This window comes from Streptomyces sp. NPDC001927 (assembly GCF_053594455.1).
On the sequence record NZ_JBSFEN010000004.1, the window covers coordinates 122,424 to 138,916 of the forward strand.

General features: G+C 72.1%; 11 protein-coding genes and 1 tRNA gene. 4 read left to right on the top strand and 8 right to left on the bottom strand.

From position 1 onward, the window contains the following. The first annotated feature begins 31 nt into the window (after positions 1–31). The 4 genes from ACWCO8_RS11100 to ACWCO8_RS11115 all read left to right on the top strand — a co-directional run bounded on the left by ACWCO8_RS11100 (position 32) and on the right by ACWCO8_RS11115 (position 3,910). On the top strand, positions 32–1,510 hold the full coding sequence (locus tag ACWCO8_RS11100; RefSeq protein ID WP_451032019.1) for an alpha/beta hydrolase: 1,479 nt from the start codon (positions 32–34) through the stop codon (positions 1,508–1,510). A 12-nt stretch (positions 1,511–1,522) separates the two neighbouring features. Further along, positions 1,523–2,173, top strand: a complete 651-nt coding sequence (locus ACWCO8_RS11105; RefSeq protein WP_451032020.1) for a hypothetical protein — start codon at positions 1,523–1,525, stop codon at positions 2,171–2,173. Between the two features lie 106 nt (positions 2,174–2,279). Then, positions 2,280–2,903, top strand: a complete 624-nt coding sequence (locus ACWCO8_RS11110) for a hypothetical protein (protein WP_451032021.1) — start codon at positions 2,280–2,282, stop codon at positions 2,901–2,903. Next, positions 2,900–3,910: a hypothetical protein gene (locus ACWCO8_RS11115; protein WP_451032022.1), complete on the top strand. Its 1,011-nt coding sequence runs from the start codon at positions 2,900–2,902 to the stop codon at positions 3,908–3,910. Before ACWCO8_RS11110 ends, ACWCO8_RS11115 begins: the two co-directional genes overlap by 4 nt. A 68-nt stretch (positions 3,911–3,978) precedes the next feature. Here ACWCO8_RS11115 and ACWCO8_RS11120 read toward each other — a convergent pair. The 8 genes from ACWCO8_RS11120 to ACWCO8_RS11155 all read right to left on the bottom strand — a co-directional run bounded on the left by ACWCO8_RS11120 (position 3,979) and on the right by ACWCO8_RS11155 (position 16,477). Further along, positions 3,979–4,052 (bottom strand) — tRNA-Thr (locus ACWCO8_RS11120). Positions 4,053–4,147: 95 nt separating this feature from the next. Continuing rightward, the gene (locus tag ACWCO8_RS11125) at positions 4,148–5,701 is read right to left on the bottom strand and encodes an alpha/beta hydrolase (RefSeq protein ID WP_451032023.1); all 1,554 of its coding nucleotides are present in this window, start codon (positions 5,699–5,701) and stop codon (positions 4,148–4,150) included. A gap of 55 nt (positions 5,702–5,756) precedes the next feature. Next, positions 5,757–6,959 (bottom strand): DNA polymerase III subunit delta', encoded by a 1,203-nt coding sequence (locus tag ACWCO8_RS11130; protein ID WP_451032024.1) that lies wholly within the window; start codon positions 6,957–6,959, stop codon positions 5,757–5,759. 111 nt (positions 6,960–7,070) lie between these two features. After that, positions 7,071–10,394: a dTMP kinase gene (gene tmk, locus ACWCO8_RS11135; protein ID WP_451032025.1), complete on the bottom strand. Its 3,324-nt coding sequence runs from the start codon at positions 10,392–10,394 to the stop codon at positions 7,071–7,073. Positions 10,395–10,533: 139 nt separating this feature from the next. Then, positions 10,534–13,371, bottom strand: a complete 2,838-nt coding sequence (gene topA, locus ACWCO8_RS11140; RefSeq protein ID WP_451032026.1) for a type I DNA topoisomerase — start codon at positions 13,369–13,371, stop codon at positions 10,534–10,536. A 237-nt stretch (positions 13,372–13,608) separates the two neighbouring features. Then, complete coding sequence (locus ACWCO8_RS11145; protein WP_362006011.1) at positions 13,609–13,806, bottom strand: hypothetical protein; 198 nt, start codon at positions 13,804–13,806, stop codon at positions 13,609–13,611. Positions 13,807–14,097: 291 nt separating this feature from the next. Beyond that, on the bottom strand, positions 14,098–15,624 hold the full coding sequence (locus ACWCO8_RS11150) for a DUF7059 domain-containing protein (protein WP_451032027.1): 1,527 nt from the start codon (positions 15,622–15,624) through the stop codon (positions 14,098–14,100). Between the two features lie 220 nt (positions 15,625–15,844). After that, the gene (locus ACWCO8_RS11155; protein ID WP_362006005.1) at positions 15,845–16,477 is read right to left on the bottom strand and encodes a small secreted protein; all 633 of its coding nucleotides are present in this window, start codon (positions 16,475–16,477) and stop codon (positions 15,845–15,847) included. Positions 16,478–16,493: the final 16 nt, after the last annotated feature.

Sequence of the window (16,493 nt, forward strand, 5' to 3'; positions counted from 1 at the left end):
GGCCTAGTGCGCCCCCTCAGGAGGACACCAGATGCGCAAATCCCTCTCCCTCGCCCTCGCCGCCACCGCGGTCGCGGCGGTCGCGATTCCGGCAGCGTCGGCGGCGACTCCGGACTCGCCGACGGCCACGCCGGCCCCCCTGCGCTGGGGCGCGTGTCCACAACCGACCGCACCCCAGCAGCCCGCGCCCGGTCTTGAGTGCGCGACCCTCGACGTCCCGCTGGACTACCGCGATCCCGGGGGCCGGCAGATCGAGATCGCCGTCTCCCGCCTGGCGAGCAAGGACCCCGCGAAGCGCCGCGGGGTGCTGCTGACCAACCCGGGCGGCCCCGGTGTCTCCGGGGTGGAGTACCCGGCCCAACTCGCCGCCGTCGGCCTGCCGCAGGACGTCCTCGACTCCTACGACGTGATCGGCTTCGACCCGCGTGGCGTCGGCCGCAGCACACCGGTCACCTGCGACCTGACCCCGCAGCAGCAGTCACGCGGCAACTTCCCGCCGTACGCGCACACCGCGGCCGACGTCGCCAAGGAGGCGCCGAACGCGCGGGCCGTCGCCGAACAGTGCGCCACCTCGCGTACGGCATGGATGCTGCCGCACACCACCACCGCGAACACCGCGCGCGACATGGACCGGATCCGGGCGGCGCTGGGCGAGCGGAAGGCCTCCTACCTCGGTGCCTCCTACGGCAGCTACCTCGGCGCGGTGTACACGACGCTGTTCCCCGAGCGCAGCGACCGGATCGTGCTCGACAGCAACATGGGCCCCGACGGCTACGGCCCGGCGAGCTTCCGCCTGCTCGGCCGCGGAATGGAGGACCGGTTCCCGGACTTCGCGGCGTACGCGGCCGCGCACCCCGAGTACGGTCTGGGCACCACTCCGCAGCAGGTGACCGCCAAGTTCTTCGAACTCGCGAAGCGGCTGGACGCCGAACCGGTCGACGGCATCGACGGGACGCTGTTCCGCGGAGTGACGTTCGAGCACCTCTACGTCGAGGGCCTCCTGCCCAAACTGGCCAAGGAATGGCAGGCGCTGGACCAGGGCAAGCCGCTGACGACCCCGCCGCCGCAGATCTCTGAGAACTTCCTGGCAAGCCACTTCTACGTGACCTGCGGTGACTCGCGTTGGCCCGGCAAGGTCCGGGACTACCAGCGCAACGCGGCGATCGACCGGGTGAAGTACCCGATGCTGGGCGGGGTCACCGCGAACATCAAGCCCTGCGCGTACTGGCCGGACAGCCGGGTCGAGCCGCCGGTGCGGATCGGCGACCGCGGCCCGTCGAACGTCCTGATGGTGCAGAACGAACGCGACCCGGGAACCCCCCTGGTCGGCGCCCTGAAGCTGCGGCAGGCCTTCGGCGCCCGGGCCACGCTGGTGACCGCCGACCAAGGCGGACACGGCATCTACCCGTTCAGCGGCAACACCTGCGCGAAAAACACGGTGACAGCGTTCCTGACCACCGGACACCGCCCGGCCAAGGACCTCGCCTGCGCGGCTGAGCCGACCGAGTAGCGGGAGCGGACCATGATCAAGGAGTGGCGACACCGTCGTGCCGTACAGCGGGTCACCCCCGGGGACGGCCGAGAACTGAAGCGCTTCCGCAGCTGGCAGCTCCCCTTCCGCGCCCTGTTCCACCTGCCCCTCACGGGCGACGACGGCCGCGAGACGCTCTACTCCGTCGACGTCAGGCACGGGCAGAACCAGTCGTCAGGCAACGTCAAAGCCCACCTGTACCTCGACGGCAGGCAGCACGCCGTCTCCAAGCTCCCGGCCGTCTTCCCCGTCCCGGGCGGCACCGTCGAGGTGAGGATGAGCGGATTCGGCCTCAAGCGCTGCCACTACGTCACCACCGAAGGCCACGAGTCCCAACTGATCCCGGACCCCGCCTCCGCCGAAGGCCGCCGAGCCCACCTGGACCGCACGCACCCGACGCTGAGCCGCACGATCGGCCTCGTCTCGCTTGGCGTGCTGGTCACCGCTCTGGCGGTCCTGGTCCCCCAACTCGCCGAACAACTCACCAAGCCCGATGCCATCGCCCAGCACACCGGAACCTTCACCGCACCCATCGCCGTACCGACATGGGCCAACATCACGATCGGCCTCGCCACCCTGGCAGCCAGCACAGAACGCGCCCTCCGCCTACGCCACAGCCTCCTGGACGGCGCAGCGGGCTGACCCACTCCGAGCACCAGCAGGTCTTCTGCCTGCTGATACTCGGGATCGCCGTGTCTTGACGGCATGTCATGATGCCGCACAGACACCGGGCGAGGAGCTTGAGACGATGCTGACGGAGACATCGGGCCGCACGGCCCAGGACCTGGCCGCCGAGCTGGAGGGCCTGCGGGGGGTGGACTGGGCGTCTGTCTGGGTGGGTCCGCCGCAGGGCGGCTCTCCGGAATTCCGCACGTGGTGCGAGCGCTACGGCTGGGAGCCGCAGACGGTCGAGCGCAATCTGGTGGTGCACAGCGGCGCCGGCGGCAGGTGGACCTTCGAATCAGGTGGCAACTGGCATCCCGTCCGCCGCCTGACCCACTGGGCGTGGCACCTCAACGCCGACGACGCGTCCGAGAACCCCAGTCTCCTGGTCCGCGCGGCCGACGAATGGCCCGAGTTCGTCAAGGCTGCTGAAAGTGTGCTGGGGCCTGCGGTCTGGAACGGCTCCTGGGACGCACCGGACTTCCCGGAACCGCCGGAACGGGGGTTCTGGGGGAACCGTGAATACCGCCTCGAGACCCGCACGCCCTACCGGATGGCGTACTGGAAGCCGGTGGGTGACCACCCAGGACAGGCCTTCATCGTGTTGGTGCAGTCGGTGTCCTTCACGGCGTGGACCGCCGACACGCCCGGTGGTTCGCGGATCCGGCTGACCGTGAACGCCCCTGAAGGCTCACGGAGGAAGCCGTGAGGCCCGACGCTCCCCCGACCCCGGCGGAGATAGCCCGGGCCTTTGCCCTCGAGCAGGAACATGACGCGGCGGAACCACGTGACGAGCAGGCTGGGGCCGCGATAGCCAGGCGGCTGTACGGCGACTACCTGTCGACGCTCGATCCGAAGGCGGAAGGACCCCAGCCGGGTCTTCTGCACTTCATCGAGAACCTTGCGGCGAAGGACTCGGTCACCAACAAGGACCGCGGCCCCCATCGCGCGTTCTGGTCCTACGAGTCCGAGCTCGAGGGCGTGGACAAGCCCGTGCCCAATCGCTTTCTGGCCAAGGCATGTGGCCAGTCACGCGGCCTGCAGGTGCTGGAGGACACCCCCGCCGGGCACCAGCTCAACGGCTACTTCCTCGGCAACGAATACGTGGTGGACGCGCTCGCCGAGCACTTCAACTTCGATCCGGAGAAACTGGACGCCACGCACGGTGCCGCCTGGGACACCCTCTCGGACCGATACGCCGTCGCAACCGAGGGACTCGTGATCGGGTTCGCCGCCGACATCACCCCTGGCTCGGTCCTCGGCAAGACCGAGATACCGGCGCTCCTCAAGAACGCCGCCGTCGGCAAGGAGGGCATCAAGTTCGCGACACCGCTGCCCCAGCACGAGCACCTTCCGCCCGACATCAACGCGTTCATGGCCCATCCCCCCATCCGCTGCCAACTGCGGATGTGGGACGACGACCCCGGGAAGTCCCCCGAGGAATTCGCCATGAAGCTGCACGCCATCGATGTCCCCGAGGACCAGAAGAAGGCCCATGCGGCGATCGTCGACCGGCTGTCGACGGCCAACTCCTACGAGGAACTGAACCCGACGACCGCCGAGGCGAAGCAGAGGGGGCGCATGAGTGCCTTCATACCCGGTGTGAACGTAGGCCACGGCGTCGTCCCCGCGCCCCGCAGCGTCGTCACCGGCCACGGAGTGAGCGAGCCCGCACCTCCACAGATCACGCCGAAGTCCTCCGGGATCGAGCACTGACCGCCGGGTCTGCCCCTGGGGCAACAGAAAAGGCCAGGTCAGACAATGTCTGACCTGGCCTTTCTCTGAGCCGCCTTCGGGATTCGAACCCGAGACCTACGCATTACGAGTGCGTTGCTCTGGCCAACTGAGCTAAGGCGGCATGCCGTGCGATCCCATGTTGGGCGCAGCGGCCTCGCCAAGTCTACACAGTTTCCGGGGTGCTCCTGACCATGGTCCTGTGGTCCGCGACACCCCTCACGTGCAGCGCTTGTCGGTGGTCGGGGGTGTGCCGGTCAGGAGGTAGGTGTTGATCGCGGTGTCGATGCAGTCGCTGCCTCGGCCGTAGGCCGTGTGGCCGTCGCCCTCGTAGGTCAGGAGGGTGCCGGAGGAGAGCTGGGAGGCGAGGGCCTCGGCCCACTTGTAGGGGGTCGCCGGGTCGCGGGTGGTGCCGACGACGACGATCGGGGCGGCGCCCTCGGCGGTGATGCGGTGCGGGCGGCCGGTTGGGGCGACGGGCCAGTAGGCGCAGTTCAGGGCCGCCCAGGCGAGGCCCTCGCCGAAGACCGGGGAAGCCTTCTCGAAGGAAGGGACCGCCTTCAGGACGTCCGCCGGGCCGGTGTACGCCGCCGGGAGGTCGAGGCAGTTCACGGCGGTGTTGGCGAACATCAGGTTCGCGTACGTGCCGTCCGTCTCGCGCTCGTAGTAGCTGTCGGCCAGGGCGAGCAGGCCCGAGCCCTCGCCGCCCATCGCCCGCGTCAGCGCCTCGCGCAGCTGCGGCCAGGCCGCCTCGTCGTACATCGCCGCGATCACCCCGGTCGTCGCCAGGGACTCGCCGAGCCGGCGGCTCTCGCCGGTCGGCACCGGTTCGGCGTCGACCGTACGGAAGAAGGCCTTCAGGTTGTCGGAGGCGGCCTCGACGGACTCCGTGCCCAGCGGGCAGTCGGTCTTCGTGACGCAGTCGGCCGCGAAGGCCCGGAAGGCGGTCTCGAAGCCTGCGGTCTGGTCGCGGGCGAGGTCGATCGCGGGCAGTGAGGGGTCCATCGCCCCGTCCAGGACGAGCCGGCCGACCCGGTTCGGGAACAGCTCCGCGTACGTGGCGCCCAGGAAGGTCCCGTACGAGGCGCCCACGTACGTCAGCTTCTCGTCGCCGAGCACGGCGCGCAGGATGTCCATGTCCCGGGCCGTCTCGACGGTGGAGACATGCGGCAGGACCTGGCCCGAGCGCTTCGCGCAGCCCGCCGCGAAACCCTTGAAGGCGCTGGTCAGGGCGGTGGTCTCGGCGCCGTCGTCGGGGGTCTGGTCGACCTGCGTGAACGTGTCCATCTGGGGGCCCGTCAGGCACTCGACGGGTTCGCTGCGGGCCACCCCGCGCGGGTCGACGGCGATCATGTCGTACTGGGCGCGGACCGCCGCCGGGTAGCCGATGCCCGCGTACCCCTGGAGGTATCCGACGGCGGAGCCGCCGGGTCCGCCCGGGTTGACGAGGAGCGAACCGAGGCGCTTGCCGGGCCCGGTGGCCTTGACCCGGGAGACCGCCAGCTCGATCTCGCCGGCCGCCGGCTTCGCGTAGTCGAGCGGGACGCGGAGCGTCGCGCACTGGAACGACGGAACACCGCAGTCCCGCCAGGTGAGCTTCTGCGCGTAGAAGCTCCGCAGGGCCGGGTCGGGGGTGGCGGGCGCGCTCCGCGACGACGACGCCAGCGCCCCCGCGGGGGCGGCGGCGTCGCTGCCGCCCGTACAGCCGGAGAGGATCAGTCCGGCGGCGACGACGGCCGTCGCGGACGTACGGAGCAAACGCCTGGAGTCCATGCCCGGAGGGTATCCGTACGAGTACGGAGCGTGTCCAATCGCCCCGGACGCGACCTCAGTCGCGCAGCGCCATCGTCATCGCCTCGACCGCGAGCAGCGGGGCCACGTTCCGGTCCAGCGCCTCGCGGCAGGCGAGGACCGCCTCGATCCGGCGCAGGGTCCGCTCGGGCGCCGTGTCCCGGGCGATGCGCTCGACCGCGTCCCGTACGTCCTCATTGGCTATCGGCGTGCGCGTACGCAGCTGCAGCGTGAGCACATCGCGGTAGAAGCCGGTGAGGTCGGTGAGCGCGAGGTCCAGGCTGTCGCGCTGCGTACGCGTCTTGCGCCGCTTCTGGCGCTCCTCCAGCTCCTTCATCGCGCCGGCCGTACCGCGCGGCATCCGCCCGCCCTGACCGCCACCGAGCGCGGCCTTCAGCTCCTCGGTCTCCTTGGTGTCGATCTCCTCGGCGACCTGCTTGGCGTCCTCGCCGGCCGCGTCGATCAGCTCCTGGGCCGCCTTGAGGCAGCCGCCGATGTCGCCGACCCGCTGCGGCAGCTTGAGGACCACGGCCCGGCGGGCCCGGGCGCGCTCGTCGGTGGCGAGGCGGCGGGCGCGGTCGATGTGGCCCTGGGTGGCGCGGGCGGCGGCCGCGGCGACCTGGGGCTCGATGCCGTCCCGTCGTACGAGCACGTCGGCCACCGCCTCCACCGGGGGCGTCCGCAGCGTCAGGTGGCGGCACCGCGAGCGAATGGTGGGCAGCACGTCCTCCAGAGAGGGCGCGCAGAGCAGCCAGACCGTGCGCGGCGCGGGCTCCTCGACGGCTTTCAGGAGCACGTTCCCCGCGCCCTCGGTGAGCCGGTCGGCGTCCTCCAGGACGATCACCTGCCAGCGGCCGACCGCCGGGGAGAGCTGGGCGCGCCGGACCAGCTCACGGGTCTCCTTCACACCGATGGAGAGCAGGTCCGTACGGATGACCTCCACGTCCGCGTGGGTCCCCACCAGCGCGGTGTGGCAGCCGTCGCAGAACCCGCACCCCGGCGCACCGCCGAGCGCCCGGTCCGGGCTCACGCACTGCAGCGCGGCGGCGAAGGCCCGCGCCGCCGTCGCCCGCCCGGAGCCCGGGGGGCCGGTGAAGAGCCAGGCGTGGGTCATCTTGGACGCCTCAGGCAGGGACGCACCGGTGGCATGGGCCGTCACCAACGCGTCGGCGTCCCGCGCGGCGGCGGCCAACTGCTCCTCCACCCGCGTCTGCCCGACGAGGTCGTCCCATACGGTCATGTGCCCTCCTCAGGTACGCCCTCCATTGTGGGGCACCCCACTGACACCTTCGGCCGCCCGCCGGATCACGACGGGCGGCCGAAGGCTCCCTGCTACGTCACTGCGTCGGCGTCAGCGGCCGCGGCCCCTGCGCCGGCCGTCGTTCTCGTCGTCGTGCGGGCCGAGCAGCTCGTCCGCCAGGGACGGGAGGTCGTCGAGCGGGGTCTCCTCCGCCCAGTCGGAGCGGCGCTTCGGGCGGCCCTGCTCGTCGAGCTGGGGCAGCTCGCGCGTCCGGTCGTTCGAACCAGTCAGCTCGTTCGGCCCGTTCGGCCCGGCCGGCTCGTCGCGGAAGATCCCCTGCGGGACCCGGTCCGCCGGGGCCGCGTCCCGTACGGGAGGCAGCACCGCCGTCTCGTCGACGGCCGGCATCTGCGGCAGGACCGTCGTCTCCTCCGCGTCCCGCACCGGGCGGAGAACCGTCGTCCGCTCCTCGGGCCGGGGCTCGTCCGGGCGCACGACCGGCGTGGGGACGGTGATCTCGTTCGGCGACACCACGGGCACGGCCTGCGTCACGTCGTCGGGCAGGGCCTCGGACCGCGTCTCGGGCTTGACGACCGGCGTCGGGACCGTGATCTCGTTCGCCGACTCGGTCGACTTCCTGGCCTCTGCAGCCTTCGCCGCCGCGGCCGCCTCCGCCGCCTTCTTCGCCTCAGCAGCCTCGGCAGCCTGAGCCGCCTTCGCAGCCTCCGCGGCCTTCGCCGCCGCGGCCGCCTTCGCGGCCTTCTCCGCCTCGGCCTTCCGCGCGGCCTCCGCCGCCTTCTCGGCCTTCTCCGACTCCGCCTGCCGCGCCGCCTCGGCCGCAGCCTCCGCCGCGGCCTTCTTCGCGGTCTCCTCAGCAGCCTTCGCGGTGGCCGCCTCGGCCAGGCGGCGGGCCTCCTCGGCCCTCAGCAGGGCCTCCTCGGCCTTGCGCTGCTTCTCCAGGCGGCGTTCCTCCGCCTCCGCGCGCAGCCGGGCCTCTTCCTCGGCCTGCTTGCGGCGGCGTTCCTCCTCCTCGCGGCGGACCTTCTCCTCGGCCTCGCGCCGCTTGCGCTCCTCCTCGGCGGCGAGCCGGGCCTCCTCCGCGCGGCGGCGGGCCTCCTCGGCCTGGCGCTCGGCCTCGCGGCGCCGCGCCTCTTCCTCCTCCTGGCGCTTGCGCTCCTCCTCCTCGGCACGCAGCTTGGCGAGCTGGGCCTGGCGCTCGCGCTCGAGGCGCTCCTCCTCGGCCTTGCGCGCGGCCTCTTCCTCCGCCTTGCGCCTGGCCTCCTCCTCGGCCTTCCGACGCGCCTCCTCCTGGGCCTTCACCTCGGCCTCGGACAGCGGCAGCATCCGGTCGAGCCGGTGGCGTACGACGGTGGTGACGGCTTCCGGCTCCTGGCCGGCGTCGACGACGAGGTAGCGGCCGGGGTCACCGGCGGCGAGCGCGAGGAAACCGGCCCGCACGCGCGCGTGGAACTCCGGCGGCTCGGACTCGAGCCGGTCCGGGGCCTCGGTGAACCGTTCCCGCGCGGTCTCCGGCGAGACGTCGAGGAGCACGGTCAGGTGCGGGACGAGCCCGCCGGTGGCCCAGCGGTTGATCCGGGCGATCTCGGTCGGCGACAGGTCGCGACCGGCGCCCTGGTAGGCGACGGACGAGTCGATGTACCGGTCGGAGATGACCACCGCGCCCCGCTCAAGGGCGGGCTTGACCAGCGAGTCGACGTGCTCGGCGCGGTCGGCGGCGTACAGCAGCGCCTCGGCGCGGTTGGAGAGCCCGGCGCTGGAGACGTCGAGCAGGATCGAGCGGAGCCGCTTGCCGATCGGGGTGGCACCCGGCTCGCGGGTGACGACGACCTCGTGGCCCTTGGCGCGGATCCACTCGGCGAGCGCCTCGGCCTGGGTGGACTTGCCGGCGCCGTCGCCGCCCTCCAGGGCGATGAAGAAGCCGGTCGGCGCGGGCGCCTGCACCGGGTCGGCGCCGCGCAGCGCGTCGCGCAGGTCGCGGCGCAGCGGTACGCCGGCCCGGTCGTCGGTCTTGGCGAGGACGAGGGCCGCGACGGGCAGCAGCAGCGCGCCGACCAGCATCAGCGTGAACGCGGCGCCGCCGTGGGCGAAGACGAAGCTGCCCGAGGCGAGCCGGTGCGGGCCGATCGCGGCGGCGAGCAGCGGCGCGGCGAGCGCGCCGACGGCCATGGCGACCCGGACGACGGCCTGGAGGTGCTCGGTGACCTTGGGGCGCCGGGCCTCCTCGGTCTCCTGGTCGATGAGGGTGTGGCCGGTGTTGGCGGCGACACCGGCCGTGTACCCGGCGAGTACGGAGAGCAGCAGCACCGTGGCCGTGTCCGGCACGAGGCCCATCGCGAGCAGCGCGATGCCGGTGAGGGCGATCGCGAGGGCGAGGAGCCGGCGGCGGGAGAGGACGGTGAGCACGGAACCGGCCGTGCGGATGCCGACGGCGGTGGCGCCGCTCAGCGCGAGGATGAGCAGCGCGTACGTGACCGGGCCACCGCCCAGGTCGTACGCGTGCAGGACGGCGACCGCCGCCGCGGCGGCGACGGCTCCGGCGACCGTGGCACAGGCGATCACGAGGAGGCCGACCGCGCCCGTGCGGCCCTTCTCCGCGCCGGCCAGGCGCAGGCCCTCCAGCGGCGAACGCGGCCTCGGGGTCTGCCCGCCGGGCAGCTCCACGAAGTACAGGACCGAGACAGAGGCGGCGAACAGACCGGCGGCGACGTAGGAGCCGAGGGCGGCCTGGTGCAGCGTGAACCAGTCGATGCCGGCGCCGAGGAGGTTGCTCACCAGGGTGGCGGCGAGCAGCACGGCGGCCGCGGCCGGTACGGCCAGGAAGCCCGTACGCAGCGAGAGTCGGCGCAGCGCGTCGAGGTGGTCGGGCAGCGGGCGCACGGCGGCGCCCTCGATCGGCGGTGCGGGCAGCAGCGCGGGGGCCGCGCCCTCGCGGGCGACGGTCCACAGCCGTTCGGCCGCGCCCACGACGAAGACGGTGCCGAGCAGGAACCCGAGGGCCTTGTCCGGGGTCCAGTCGATCCACAGGGGCGCGATCACGAGCAGCGCGATCCGCAGGGCGTCCGCCCCGATCATGGTCCAGCGCCGGTCGAGGGGTCCCTTCGGCCCGGTCAGCTGGGTGAGCGGGCCGAGCAGGACGGCCCCGAAGAGCACCGAGGCCAGCAGCCGGGCGCCGATCACGGCGGCGACGGCGAGCGCGGCGCCCCGGTATCCACCCCCGAAGGCCTGCTCGGAGACGGCGGCCTGGAGCCCGAGGAGCACCAGGACGAGCACGGCGAGCGCGTCACCCGTACCGCCGACGAACTGGGCGCTCCACAACCGTCGCAAGGGCTGATGGCGCAACAGCGCCCGTACGGCACGCTCCCTTGAGTCTGCGACAAGCGCGACGTCGGAGTCTGGCTGCTCTGCTCGCGTCATCCGTCCACCCTATCCGGACCCTCTGACTCCCCGTGGCCTGCATCCGAACAAACGTCGGGAGGCGGGGAAACGTGTAAGGGGCGGGGGTCACTTGCCCCCGCCCCTTACAAGACCCCGCCGCAGAGCGTCGGGTTCCGCTTTACTCCGACTTCGCGGCCGTCTTCTTCGCGGCGGCCGCGGTCGTCTTCTTCGCCGCGGCAGTCTTCGCCGTCGTCGTCTTCTTCGCGGCCGTCTTCTTGGCCGCCGTCTTCTTCGCCGGAGCGGCCTTCTTGGCGGCCGCCTTCTTCGCGGGCGCCTTCTTGGCCGTCTTCTTCGCCGGCCCCTTGGCCCGCTTCTCGGCGAGCAGCTCGTAGCCGCGCTCCGGCGTGATGTCCTCGACGCTGTCCCCGGTCCGCAGGGTCGCGTTGGTCTCGCCGTCCGTCACGTACGGGCCGAAGCGACCGTCCTTGACGACGACCGGCTTCTCGCTGACCGGGTCGGTGCCCAGCTCCTTCAGCGGCGGCTTCGCGGCCGCCCGGCCACGCTGCTTGGGCTGCGCGTAGATCGCGAGCGCCTCCTCCAGCGTGATCGTGAAGAGCTGGTCCTCCTCCGTCAGGGAGCGCGAGTCCGTGCCCTTCTTCAGGTACGGGCCGTAGCGGCCGTTCTGGGCGGTGATCTCGACGCCCTCGGCGTCCGCGCCGACCACGCGCGGCAGAGACATCAGCTTCAGCGCGTCCTCGAGGGTCACAGTGTCGAGCGCCATGGACTTGAAGAGCGAGGCGGTCCGCGGCTTCACCGCGTTCTTGCCGGTCTTCGGGGTGTCCTCGGGCAGGATCTCGGTGACGTACGGGCCGTAGCGGCCGTCCTTCGCGACGATCTGGTTGCCGCTGACCGGGTCGGTGCCCAGCTCGAAGTCGCCGCTCGGCTTGGCGAGCAGTTCCTCGGCGTGGGCGACCGTGAGCTCGTCGGGCGCGAGGTCCTCGGGCACGTCCGCCCGCTGGTGGCCCTCGGTGTCCTTCTCGCCCCGCTCGACGTACGGGCCGTAGCGCCCGACGCGCAGCATGATGCCGTCGCCGACCGGGAAGGAGGAGATCTCCCGGGCGTCGATCGCGCCGAGGTCGGTCACCAGCTCCTTGAGTCCGCCGAGGTGGTCGCCGTCGCCGTTCCCGGCGTCGGCCGCGCGGCCCGCCGCGGAGGCCTCGCCCTCGCCGAAGTAGAAACGCTTCAGCCACGGCACGGCCTGCGCCTCGCCCCGGGCGATGCGGTCGAGGTCGTCCTCCATCTTGGCGGTGAAGGAGTAGTCGACGAGCCGGCCGAAGTGCTTCTCGAGCAGGTTGACCACGGCGAAGGAGAGGAACGACGGCACGAGCGCCGTCCCCTTCTTGAAGACGTAGCCGCGGTCCAGGATCGTGCCGATGATCGACGCGTACGTCGACGGGCGGCCGATCTCGCGCTCTTCCAGCTCCTTGACCAGGCTGGCCTCGGTGTAGCGGGCCGGCGGCTTGGTCGCGTGGCCGTCGACCGTGATCTCCTCGGCGGAGAGCGCGTCGCCCTCGGCGACCTGCGGCAGCCTGCGCTCGCGGTCGTCCAGCTCGGCGTTCGGGTCGTCGGCCCCCTCCACGTACGCCTTCATGAAGCCGTGGAAGGTGATCGTCTTGCCGGACGCGCTGAACTCGACGTCCCGGCCGTCGGCGGCCCGGCCGCCGATCTTCACGGTCACCGAGTTACCGGTCGCGTCCTTCATCTGGGAGGCGACGGTCCGCTTCCAGATCAGCTCGTAGAGCCGGAACTGGTCGCCGGTCAGACCGGTCTCCGCCGGGGTGCGGAAACGATCACCCGAAGGGCGAATCGCCTCGTGCGCCTCCTGCGCGTTCTTGACCTTGCCCGCGTAGACGCGCGGCTTCTCCGGCAGGTAGTCGGCGCCGTAGAGCTGCGTGACCTGTGCGCGGGCCGCGGAGACGGCGGTGTCGGAGAGGACCGTGGAGTCCGTACGCATGTACGTGATGAAGCCGTTCTCGTACAGCTTCTGCGCGACCTGCATGGTCGCCTTCGCGCCGAAGCCGAGCTTCCGGCTCGCCTCCTGCTGGAGGGTGGTCGTCCGGAACGGCGCGTACGGGGAGCGGCGGTACGGCTTCGACTCGACCGACCGGACGCCGAACGAGGTGTCGGCGAGCGAGGCGGCGAGCGCCCGCGCCTTCTCCTCGTCGAGGTGGAGCACACTCGCGCTCTTCAGCTGACCGTCCGCGCCGAAGTCACGGCCCTGGGCGACGCGCGCCCCGTCGACCGTGTTCAGGCGGGCGACCAGCGACGACGGGTCGGAGGGGTCACCGGCGCGGCCGGTGGAGAAGGTGCCGGTGAGGTCCCAGTACTCGGCGGAGCGGAAGGCGATGCGCTCGCGCTCCCGCTCGACGACGAGCCGGGTGGCGACGGACTGGACACGGCCGGCGGAGAGGCCGCGCATGACCTTCTTCCACAGGACCGGCGAGACCTCGTAGCCGTACAGCCGGTCGAGGATGCGGCGGGTCTCCTGGGCGTCCACCATGCGCTGGTTCAGCTCGCGCGGGTTGCGGACGGCCTCCTGGATCGCGTCCTTGGTGATCTCGTGGAAGACCATCCGGTGGACCGGGACCTTGGGCTTCAGGACCTCGAGGAGGTGCCACGCGATGGCCTCGCCCTCGCGGTCCTCATCGGTGGCGAGGTAGAGCTCGTCGACCCCGGCCAGCTGCTCCTTGAGCTTCCTGACCTGCGCCTTCTTGTCGGCGTTGACGACATAGATGGGCTGGAAGTCGTGCTCGACGTCGACGCCGAGGCGGCGCACCTCGCCGGTGTACTTCTCCGGCACCTCGGCGGCGCCGCTCGGGAGGTCGCGGATGTGCCCGACGCTCGCCTCGACGACGTAGCCGGGGCCGAGGTAGCCCTTGATCGTCTTCGCCTTGGCAGGCGACTCGACGATGACGAGTCGGCGGCCGCCCTGTGCGGTCTCGCTGGTCGGGGACAACTTCGCTCTTCTCTCCGGTCGACGCTCGGTGGCACGTACGGCGCCGGCATTCCGCCGGCACGCACGGCGGCGGCACGCACGGTGACGCTGCCATCGCTGCGGAGTGTGACGGTACAACCCGCCCCCGTGTCAAACGGCGAAAGCCCGCAACGGCCACTCGAACGGTAACCCGACTTCTGGCATTCCTGCCGCCCGGACTCCAGGTCCGGTGAGGCGTGAGCAAGCGGAACGACCTCGTCACACCCGGCCGAAGCACCACACGCCGAGGAGGAGGAAGACCAGTCCGAAGATCGTCGTGAGCGTGGCGGCGACCCGCGTGGCGACCCCTTGCGCGACGGGTTCCCCGTGTGCCACGCGCACCCCCGTCCACAGCAGCAGTGCGGCTCCGAACAGCGCGAACGCCGTTCCGGCGAAGATCGCAGGCCCGCTCTCCATGCCCGTACCCCGTTCCCTTCACGGGCCCTGCTGGCGCCCGGTGGTCCCTGGAGCCGAGGCTGGCACCTCCCGGCGTCTCCGGTGCGAATTCCGGGTGAACGACGCGGACGGTCCCGTACGGGTTCACGAATATGGCCGGTAGTGCCCCCCCATCCCCGGCCGCCTCCTCCGTCACCTCGCGACGGCGCGGGGCGTGTCGGGCGTCACGATTCGGACGGACGGTCTCGGCTCGACGGGGGCGGCTCGCCGGGGCTCAGCTCGACGGAGGCCGTGGGCGTCGGCTCAACGACCTCAGCTCGACGGAAGCAGGAAACCCTCCTCCACCAGGAGCCGGATGGCCTGCGGCGTACGGTCCCGCAGCAGCACCGGGTCCTCGCCCATCAGCTGACCGATCGCGTCCAGGATCCGGCCCGCGCTGAGCGTCCCGTCGCAGACGCCCGCGAAACCGGCCCCCACGTGGTCCACCTTGGTCGCCCGCCGCATGCCCCGGTTCTGCCGCAGCACCACGTGCTCCGGGTCCTCGGCGCCCGGCAGCCCGACCTGCTCCTGCACGACCTCGTCCGCGAGGACGAAGCGGTCGGCGAGCAGGGCCGCGTCGTCGCGCGAGCGCAGGTAGTCCTGGCGCTCGAAGTGGGCGACCACGGTGTCGCCGAGCGGCTGCTCGACGGGGTGCGGCCACTCCTCGATCACGATCGACGGCTCGACCGCGCCGGCGGCCACCGCCGCGTTCTTCCGCAAGGTGATCCAGCCGAAGCCGACCGCCTTGGTCTTCCGGGCCTCGAACTCGTCCAGCCAGGCCCCGTACCGCCGCGTGTACTCCGCCGGGTCCGCGCGGTGGTCGCCGCTGTCCCGCAGCCACAGCTCGGCGTACTGGGTGACGTCCTGGACCTCGCGCTGCACGATCCAGGCGTCGCAGCCGCGCGGCACCCAGGAGCGCAGCCGCTCCTGCCACTCCTCGCCCTCGACGTGCTGCCAGTTGGCGAGGAACTGGGCGTATCCGCCGTCGTTGAGCCGCTCCCCGGCCTCCTGCACGAGCGTGCGGCAGAGGTCGTCCCCGCCCATCCCGCCGTCGCGGTAGGTGAGCCGGGCGCCGGGGGAGATGACGAACGGCGGGTTCGAGACGATCAGGTCGTACGTGTCCCCGTCGACCGGCTCGAAGAGCGAGCCCTGCAGCAGCTCGGCCTCGCGGGCTCCGGAGAGCGCGAGGGTGAGGCGGGTGAAGTCCAGGGCGCGCGGGTTCAGATCGGTCGCGGTGACCAGCGTGGCGTGCTGGGCGGCGTGCAGGGCCTGGATGCCGGAACCGGTGCCGAGGTCGAGCGCGGAGGAGACGGGCGTACGGACGGTGATGCCGGCCAGGGTGGTGGAGGCGCCGCCGACGCCGAGGACGACCCCTTCGTCCTTGCTGCCGATGCCGCCGGCCCCGCCGACCGCGCAGCCCAGGTCGGAGACGATGAACCAGTCCTGCCCGTCGGGCCCGCCGTACGGCCGGACGTCGACGGACGCGCCGATCTCCTGCTCGCCCTCCGGGACCAGCCAGCCGTCCTCCAGGCACTCCTCCAGCGGCAGCGCGGCGGCGGCGCGGGCGCGGGAGACGGGCTGCTGGAGGAGGAAGAGCCGGACGAGGGTCTCCAGCGCGGAGTCCCCCCGGGTGGCGCGCAGCGCGGGCACGGTCTCGCTGCGGGCGAGCGCGGCGTACGCGGGGGCGCCGAGCAGTTCGAGCAGGCCGTCGGCGGTGAAGTCGGCGGCGAGCAGGGCCTCGCGGAGCCGGGCGGCACGCGCGGGGACGGGGAGGCGGGAGGTCAGGCTGGTCGTACTCACCCCACCATTGTGGCGGGCGCCACGGACATTGCCGCGTCAGCCCCGCACGCGTGGGGGTCGCGAGTGCGGTCGGTACGGAAGCCCCGGACACGTACGGAGGCGCCGGGCACGTACGAAGGCCCCGGGCACCCGCGGAAGCCCTGGGCGCGCGCGAAGGCCCCGAGCACGCGCGGAGGCCCCGGGCGAGGTCGGCTCGTCCCGGGGCCTTCGTACGGCGGTGCTACTCCGAGCTCTTGCTCGCGGAGCCGGACGGCTTGACGGAGGCCCCGCCGGACGGCGTGGAGCCCGCCTTCGGCGAGGTCGCGGCGGGCGCGGGGGTGGCCTTCTGGCAGCCCGGCTGCTTCGCCATGGCCGTACCCAGCTCGCCGGACTGCAGCTTGGCCAGCGCGTCCTGGTCCATCTTCTCGATCTTCTTCAGACCGTCGGCGACGTCCTGGAGGCCGTCCGCGAACTTCTGCTGGTTGCTCGGGTCGAGCGCGTCGACCTGCTTCTTCAGCCCCTCGTAGGCCACCGCCGTGGCGTTGAGCTCCCTGACCGCGTCCTGCTGGAGCTTCTCGCCGTTGTCGACGGGCGGCACCCCCGCGCCCTCGATGGCCTTGGCGAGGGCACGGTCCGCGTTGGCGATGTCCTGGAAGGCCTTCGAGTCGGCGGCCTGGATGTCGGCCGGCTTGCCGTCCGCGGCCGTCGAGATGATCAGCTGCTGGGCGTCGGCCCGCTTCTGGATCTGGGGCTTCGCCTGGTCGCAGACCGTCTTGGCCCAGTCGTTCACCTTGTCGCCGTCGTCGCTGCAGCCGGACAGCGTGAGCACCAGTACAGCGGCGCCTGACAGCGCGACAGCAAGCTTCTTGTTCACGGATCGGTCCCTTCCA

Coding starts and splice junctions, on each gene's coding strand:
- ACWCO8_RS11100 (WP_451032019.1), top strand. CDS start 32: ATGCGCAAATCCCTCTCCCTCGCCCTCGCCGCCACCGCGGTCGCGGCG.
- ACWCO8_RS11105 (WP_451032020.1), top strand. CDS start 1,523: ATGATCAAGGAGTGGCGACACCGTCGTGCCGTACAGCGGGTCACCCCC.
- ACWCO8_RS11110 (WP_451032021.1), top strand. CDS start 2,280: ATGCTGACGGAGACATCGGGCCGCACGGCCCAGGACCTGGCCGCCGAG.
- ACWCO8_RS11125 (WP_451032023.1), bottom strand. CDS start 5,701: ATGGACTCCAGGCGTTTGCTCCGTACGTCCGCGACGGCCGTCGTCGCC.
- ACWCO8_RS11130 (WP_451032024.1), bottom strand. CDS start 6,959: ATGACCGTATGGGACGACCTCGTCGGGCAGACGCGGGTGGAGGAGCAG.
- tmk (WP_451032025.1), bottom strand. CDS start 10,394: ATGACGCGAGCAGAGCAGCCAGACTCCGACGTCGCGCTTGTCGCAGAC.
- ACWCO8_RS11145 (WP_362006011.1), bottom strand. CDS start 13,806: ATGGAGAGCGGGCCTGCGATCTTCGCCGGAACGGCGTTCGCGCTGTTC.